Here is a 6,389-nt window from a genome sequence, read left to right as displayed (position 1 = left end):
CCGGCCCGCGGGGGGTGGCCGGGGGGGGGGGGGGGGGGGGGGGGGCGCGGCGGGGGGGGGGGGGGGGGGTGGGGCGGGGGGGGGGGGGGGGGGAAGGGGGGCCGGGGGGAAGGCGGCCGCCCCCGGGGGCGGCACCCCCTTGAAGGGGGGGGGGGCGGGGCGGCCCCTCATAAGCCCGCCCTAAGTGTCTGCCGGCGGCCTTAGGGTCCCGCGCCCTCCCAGGCCCACCGCCCCCGCCCCGCGCATCGAGGCCGGGGCCCGCTTCGGCGCCACCCTCGCCGCCGCCGACCGGCGCCTGGCGCAGGCCGTGGTCACGCTGCGCGAGCCGTCCGGGACGAACGGGTTCGTCAACGCCCACCCGATGGCCCACCACCGCTGGCTGCCCTCCATCGAGAAGGGCAAGGGGCTGGCCCTGGACGAGCTGATCGAGTCCGGCGCGGCCTGGTTCGAAGGCGGGCAGCCCTGGGTGGGCGAGGCGGAACTGGAGCTGTTCGAGGCGCCCACCGAGGAACTGGCCCGCCTTCAGGTCCGCGAGCCGATCGCCGCGTACTACCGGCAGGTCGGCGTGGTGTGGGACGGCGGCCGGCTGCTGGAGTCCGGCACGTCCGGCGCCGAGTGACCCGTACACCCCACAGACCAGGAGAGCCGGACATGAGCCAGCACCTCACCACCGTCGCCGGAGTCACCGTCGACACCCGCCACTTCATCGGCGGCGAACGCGTCGCCTCCGCCGACACCTTCACCGACGTCTCACCCATCGACGGCAGCACACTGGGCGAGATCGCCCGCGGCACGGCCACCGAGGCGGCCGCCGCCGTCGCCGCCGCCAAGGCCGCCTTCCCCGCCTGGGCCGCCACACCCCGCGCCGAGCGCGCCCGCCTGCTGCACGCCGTCGCCGACGGCGTCGAAAAACGTCTCGAAGACCTCGCCATGGTCGAGACCTGCGACAACGGCGCCCTGCTGCGCTCCCACCGGCGCGGCGTGATGCCGCGCGTGGCGCACAACTTCCGCTTCTTCGCCGACTGGCTGCTGACGCTGGAGCACGAGGACTTCGACACTCGCGGCCACACCAACCACGTCAGCTGGGACCCGGCCGGCCCCTGCGTGCTGATCACACCGTGGAACGCCCCCCTGATGCTGGCCACCTGGAAGGTCGCCCCGGCCCTGGCGGCCGGCAACACCGTCGTCCTCAAGCCCGCGGAGTGGTCGCCGCTGACCGCCTCGCTGCTCGCCGACATCGCCGCCGAGGCGGGCCTGCCGGCCGGTGTCCTCAACGTCGTCCAGGGCTACGGCTCCGAGATCGGCGACGCCCTCACCTCCCACCCGGACGTGCGCCGCATCAGCTTCACCGGATCCGTGCCCACCGCGCGGCGCATCGCCGCCTCGGCCGCCGCGCACCTCACCCCGCTCAGCCTGGAACTCGGCGGCAAGTCCCCGCTGCTGGTGTTCGCCGACGCCGACCTGGACCTGGCCGTCGACCTGGCGGTGGAGCAGTACGACAACGCCGGGCAGGTGTGCCTGGCCGCCACCCGCCTGCTGGTGGAGGAGCCGGTCGCCGAGGAGTTCACCCGCCGTTTCGTCGCCAGGGTCGCCCGCCTGAAGCAGGGCGACCCGCGCGAGGAGGCCACCGACATCGGCCCGAACATCCACCCCCGCCAGCTGGAGAAGATCGACGGGTTCGTGCAGCGGGCGCTCGCCGCGGGCGCCCGCGCGGTCATCGGCGGCCACCGCAGGGACGGCCGGTACTACGCGCCGACCCTGCTCACCGACGTCGCCCAGGACTCCGAGATCGTGCAGGAGGAGGTGTTCGGCCCGGTGCTGACCCCGCAGACCTTCACCGGAGAGGACGAGGCGGTCCGCCTGGCCAACGACACCCGCTTCGGGCTGGCCGCCACCCTCGCCACCGGCGACGCCGAGCGCGCCGCACGCGTGAGCGCCCGGCTCGTGGCCGGCACCGTCTGGGTGAACTGCTTCTTCGTCCGCGACCTGCGGGCCCCCTTCGGCGGCTCCCGGCAGTCCGGCATGGGCCGCGAGGGCGGCACCTGGAGCTTCGACTTCTACTGCGACCTGAAGAACACCGTCACCGCCCCCGAGGGCTTCGCCTCGAAGGGATGCGACGCGAAGGGAGGCAAGAACCATGGGTGAGATCGTCGGCGCGGGGCTGCTCGCACACGTGCCCACCATCGTGCTGCCCGAGGCCGACCGCCGGGAGCTGAACGAGGGCAAGGAGATCACCCTCGTCACCGGCCTGCGGCAGCTGCGCGAGGACGTCTTCGCGCGCGACGACTACGACACCGTCGTCGTCCTGGACTCGCACTGGGCGACCACGGTCGAGTTCGTCGTCACCGCGCAGGACCGCCGGGCGGGCCTGTTCACCTCCGAGGAGCTGCCGCGCGGCATGTGCCGCATGCCCTACGACTTCCCCGGCGATCCCGAACTCGCCCGCAACATCGCCTCGTTCGCCGACAAGCACGGCACCTGGATCACCCCGATCGACGACGCCTACCTGCCGATCTACTACGCCACGATCAACCTGTGGAAGTACCTCGGCGAGGGACTGCCGGACAAGCGGTGGGTGACCATAGGCGTCTGCCAGACCGGCGACATGGAGGACCACCTGCGGCTGGGCCGGGCGCTCGCGGACGGCATCGCCGCCACCGAAGGCCGCCGCGTCCTGCTCATCGCCTCCGGTGCCCTGTCGCACACCTTCTGGCCGCTGCGCGAGCTGCGCGACCACGAGGCCAGCGACCCGGTGCACATCTTCACCCCCGAGGCCCGGGCGGCCGACCAGGAGCGGATCGCCTGGTTCAAGGAGGGCCGGCACGACAGGGTCCTCGACACGATGGACGAGTTCTGGACGTACAAGCCGGAGGCGAAGTTCTTCCACTACCTGATGATGGCCGGCGCCCTCGGCGAGCGGAACTGCGTGGCCAGGGCCCGCCAGTACGGCGCGTACGAGAACTCCGTCGGCACCGGCCAGGTGCACCTGTGGTTCGACCGCCCCGCCGGCGGCTGGACCGGGACGCGCCCGCCCGCCTCGTCCGTGCCCGCCTCCTCCGCCTCCCGCACCCGCGCCTAGAAAGGCTCCCCGCCTCGAACTGCCGCCCACCGCCTGCCAGCCCCCCCTCCGCGCCAGCCCCCTGCAGCCGCCCCCCGCCGGGCAGCGCCACCTGCCCCCGGTCGCCCCCTCCAAGATCATCGCGGTCCACCTCAACCACCGCAGCAGGGTGGACGAGTTCCAGATCCGCCTGCCCGCCACCCCGACCTACTTCCACAAGCCGACCTCCGCGCTGAACTCCCACCGGGGCGCCGTCGTCCGCCCCGAGGGCTGCAAGTGGCTCAACTACGAGGGCGAGGTCGCCATCGTCATCGGCCGCACCGCCCGCACCATCGCCCCCGACGAGGCGGGGGAGTACATCGCCGGCTACACCGTCGCCAACGACTACGGCCTGCACGACTTCCGCGACACCGACGCCGGTTCCATGCTCCGCGTCAAGGGCTCCGACACCCTCTGCCCGCTCGGCCCCGGCCTGGTCACCGACTGGGACTTCCGGTCCAAGCGGCTGCGCACCTACGTCAACGGCGAGGTCGTCCAGGACGGCTCCACCGACGAGATGACGTGGGACATGCACTACCTCGTCGCCGACATCGCCCGCACCATCACCCTGTACCCCGGTGACGTGCTGCTGTCCGGCACCCCGGCCAACTCCCGCCCCGTCCGGCCCGGGGACGTCGTCGAGGTCGAGGTCGAGGGCCTGGGCCGGCTCCCCAACCACATCGTGACCGGACCCATCCCCGTCCGGGCCGCCGTCGGCGCGCAGCCCACCGAGTCCGAGGAAGTGCTCTCCACGGCCCTCGGCGGCGACTGGGAGTTCCGTGGCATCCGCCCTCCCCGGCGCTGGGCGGCTCGGCGCGGGTAGGGTCGGGCACATGCCCGAGCCCGTCGACCCCGCCGGCGAACGCCGGTCCCGCAAACGTGTGCGCTCCTACGGAACCGGGCGGGTGGCCCTGCTGGACGCGGCCGTGCGCGTGGTGGCCCGGGGTGGTCTGCGCAAGCTGACCTACCGGGCCGTCGCCGAGGAGGCCGGCGTCACGCACGGGCTGGTCGTGCATCACTTCGGCTCCCGGGACGCGCTGATCGAGGAGGCCGTCCCCCACGCCATCCGCCCCTCCCTGAGCAGCAGCGCGCTCGACGCCGCGACGGGGGACGTCGCCGACTTCGCCGCCGGCCTGGCCGAGATGGTGGACAGCGGGCCGGACCTGCAGGCCTTCCAGTACGAACTGCTGCTGGAGGCCCGCCGCAGGCCCCAACTGCTGCCGCATCTGCGCACGTTGTACGAGGAGTACTTCGACGCCACCCGGCGCGACCTGGAGGGGATCATGTCCCGCCCGGTCGGCAAGGGGCTCGCCCGGCTGGTGTTCGCCGCCCTGGAGGGGCTGGTGCTGCACCAGCTGGTCTTCGGCGAGCGCGAGGTCACCGAGGAGGCCCTTACGCAGCTGCGGCACCTGCTGACGACCTTGCGCGAGCACCCGGACGACGCCGACTGACCGGGCCGACGGCACACTCGGCCCGTTCCGGCCGACGGCACATCCGACCTACCTGTCCGACGGCACACCCGACCTACCCGTCCGGCGGCACACCCGGCCGATCCCGGCCGACGCCCCACCCGGCCGGCCCGTCCGGCGGCACACCCGGCCGGGGCCGCGAAGAGGCACCCGCCGTACCCGTACCGGCGGTGTGTCCCGTTCGCCCTGCCCGGTCCAAGGCCGAGGCCACCGCGCCATGGAGGAGCGGTGAGCGCAGGAATCGGCCGCCCCGAAACCCTTGCCAGACGGATGGTTCCGCCCCAGGATGAGGCAACTCGTTTGGCCTGAAACGAACTCCCCTTCTTCCTCTGGCAGGTGATCCGAGTGGACAGTCAGACGGCCTCCGCCGAGCGGACCGTGCAGGACGCCCCCACCGCAGCCACACTCAAACCCGACGCCCTGGGTGTCCTGGGCATCCTCTTCTTCGTCCTGTCCGGCCAGGCCCCCCTGACGGGCATCGCCGGTGCCGCCCCGATCTCGGTCGCCCTCGGCAACGGGACCGGCACCCCCGCCGCCTATGTGCTGGCGGGCGCGGGCATCCCGCTGTTCTCCGTCGGCTTCGTCGCCATGGGCCGGCACGTCGTGGACGCCGGCGCCTTCTCCACCTACGTCGGCACGGGACTCGGCCGCAGTGCCGGCGCGGGCAGCGCGAGCGTGGCGCTGTTCGCGTACTGCGTCATCCAGGCGGCGATGTACGGCCTGTACGGGTCCATCGTCAGCTCGCTCGTCACCGCCCACACCGGCCTCGACCTGCCCTGGTGGCTGTACACGCTGGTCACCATGGCCGTGGTGCAGGCCCTGGGGGCCGCCGGGATCGAGATGGGCGCCCGGGTCCTGGCGGTGTTCGTGCTCGCCGAGTTCGGCATCCTGCTGGTCTTCAGCCTGATCACCCTGGCCAAGGGCGGCGGGCCCGAGGGGCTGGGCGTCGCCGACAGCTTCTCCCCGGCGGCGGCCCTGCAAGGCGCGCCGGGCGTGGCCGTGATGTTCGCCGTGGCGTCGATGTTCGGCTTCGAGGCCACCGCCATCTACGGCGAGGAGGCCCGGGAGCCGAAGAAGACCGTCCCCCGCGCCACCTACCTGTCCGTGGTCGTCGTCACCGGGTTCTTCGCCCTGGTGTCGTGGATGCTGATCTCCGCCTACGGCGCCTCCCGGGCCCCGGGCGCGGCCGGCCGGGCGCTGGCCGCCGGCGACTCCTCCGGCTTCGTCTTCGCCCCCATCGCCGCACAGCTCGGCGGCTGGGCGAACGACGTCCTTCCCGTCCTGCTGGCCACCTCCCTGTTCGCCGGCCTCCTCACCTTCCACAACTCCGCCAACCGCTACCTGTTCTCGCTCGCCCGGGACGGGCAGCTGCCCGCGCGCCTGTGCGGCCTCAACGGCCGGCACGCCCCGTGGCGCGCGGGCTGCGTGCAGACCGTGGTCGCCGTGGCCCTGGTCGTGCCGTTCGCCCTGGCCGGCAAGGACCCGGTGCTCACCCTGTTCTCCTGGTTCAGCGGGCTCGCCGTCCTGGCGATGATGCTGCTGTACCTGCTCACCTCGGTGTCGGTCATCGTGTTCTTCCGCCGCCGGCGCGGGGCCGCCCGGGCGTGGAACACCCTGGTCGCCCCCGCGCTGGGCGCGCTCGGCATCGCGGGCGCCATCTGGCTGATCCTGGCCAACTTCACCACCCTGATCGGCGGCCGGGCGAGCACGGCCGTGTGGCTGGTGGCCGCCGTCCCGGTGGTCATGGCACTCGGCGTGCTCAACGAGCGTGTCCGGCGCCGCACCCCGCAGGCGCACGGCGACTGACCCCACCCCCACCGCAC

Annotated in this window: 4 protein-coding genes and 2 pseudogenes; all 6 read left to right on the top strand. The window is 73.5% G+C overall.

What is annotated here, in order from left to right:
- Window positions 1-217: 217 nt before the first annotated feature.
- Window positions 218-619 (top strand): annotated as a pseudogene (locus tag GV126_RS27610) (acetoacetate decarboxylase family protein); the annotation flags it as partial.
- Between the two features lie 32 nt (window positions 620-651).
- Window positions 652-2,145, top strand: a complete 1,494-nt coding sequence (locus GV126_RS27605) for an aldehyde dehydrogenase (protein ID WP_159671851.1) — start codon at window positions 652-654, stop codon at window positions 2,143-2,145.
- A complete protein-coding gene (locus tag GV126_RS27600; protein ID WP_159671849.1) occupies window positions 2,138-3,079 on the top strand; it encodes a 3,4-dihydroxyphenylacetate 2,3-dioxygenase in 942 nt (313 codons plus the stop codon). Before GV126_RS27605 ends, GV126_RS27600 begins: the two co-directional genes overlap by 8 nt.
- 85 nt (window positions 3,080-3,164) lie before the next feature.
- Window positions 3,165-3,920 (top strand): annotated as a pseudogene (locus tag GV126_RS27595) (fumarylacetoacetate hydrolase family protein); the annotation flags it as partial.
- A gap of 10 nt (window positions 3,921-3,930) precedes the next feature.
- Window positions 3,931-4,548 carry a TetR/AcrR family transcriptional regulator gene (locus tag GV126_RS27590; RefSeq protein ID WP_159671847.1) on the top strand — a complete coding sequence of 206 codons (618 nt, stop codon included), beginning with the start codon at window positions 3,931-3,933 and terminating at the stop codon, window positions 4,546-4,548.
- A 363-nt stretch (window positions 4,549-4,911) separates the two neighbouring features.
- The gene (locus tag GV126_RS27585) at window positions 4,912-6,372 is read left to right on the top strand and encodes an APC family permease (protein ID WP_159671845.1); all 1,461 of its coding nucleotides are present in this window, start codon (window positions 4,912-4,914) and stop codon (window positions 6,370-6,372) included.
- Window positions 6,373-6,389 lie beyond the last annotated feature (17 nt).

Source organism: Streptomyces mexicanus (genome assembly GCF_902506575.1).
GTDB lineage: Bacteria > Actinomycetota > Actinomycetes > Streptomycetales > Streptomycetaceae > Streptomyces > Streptomyces mexicanus.
The sequence above is the reverse complement of the archived record's forward strand: the minus strand, read 5'-3'. Positions and strand labels throughout refer to the sequence as shown.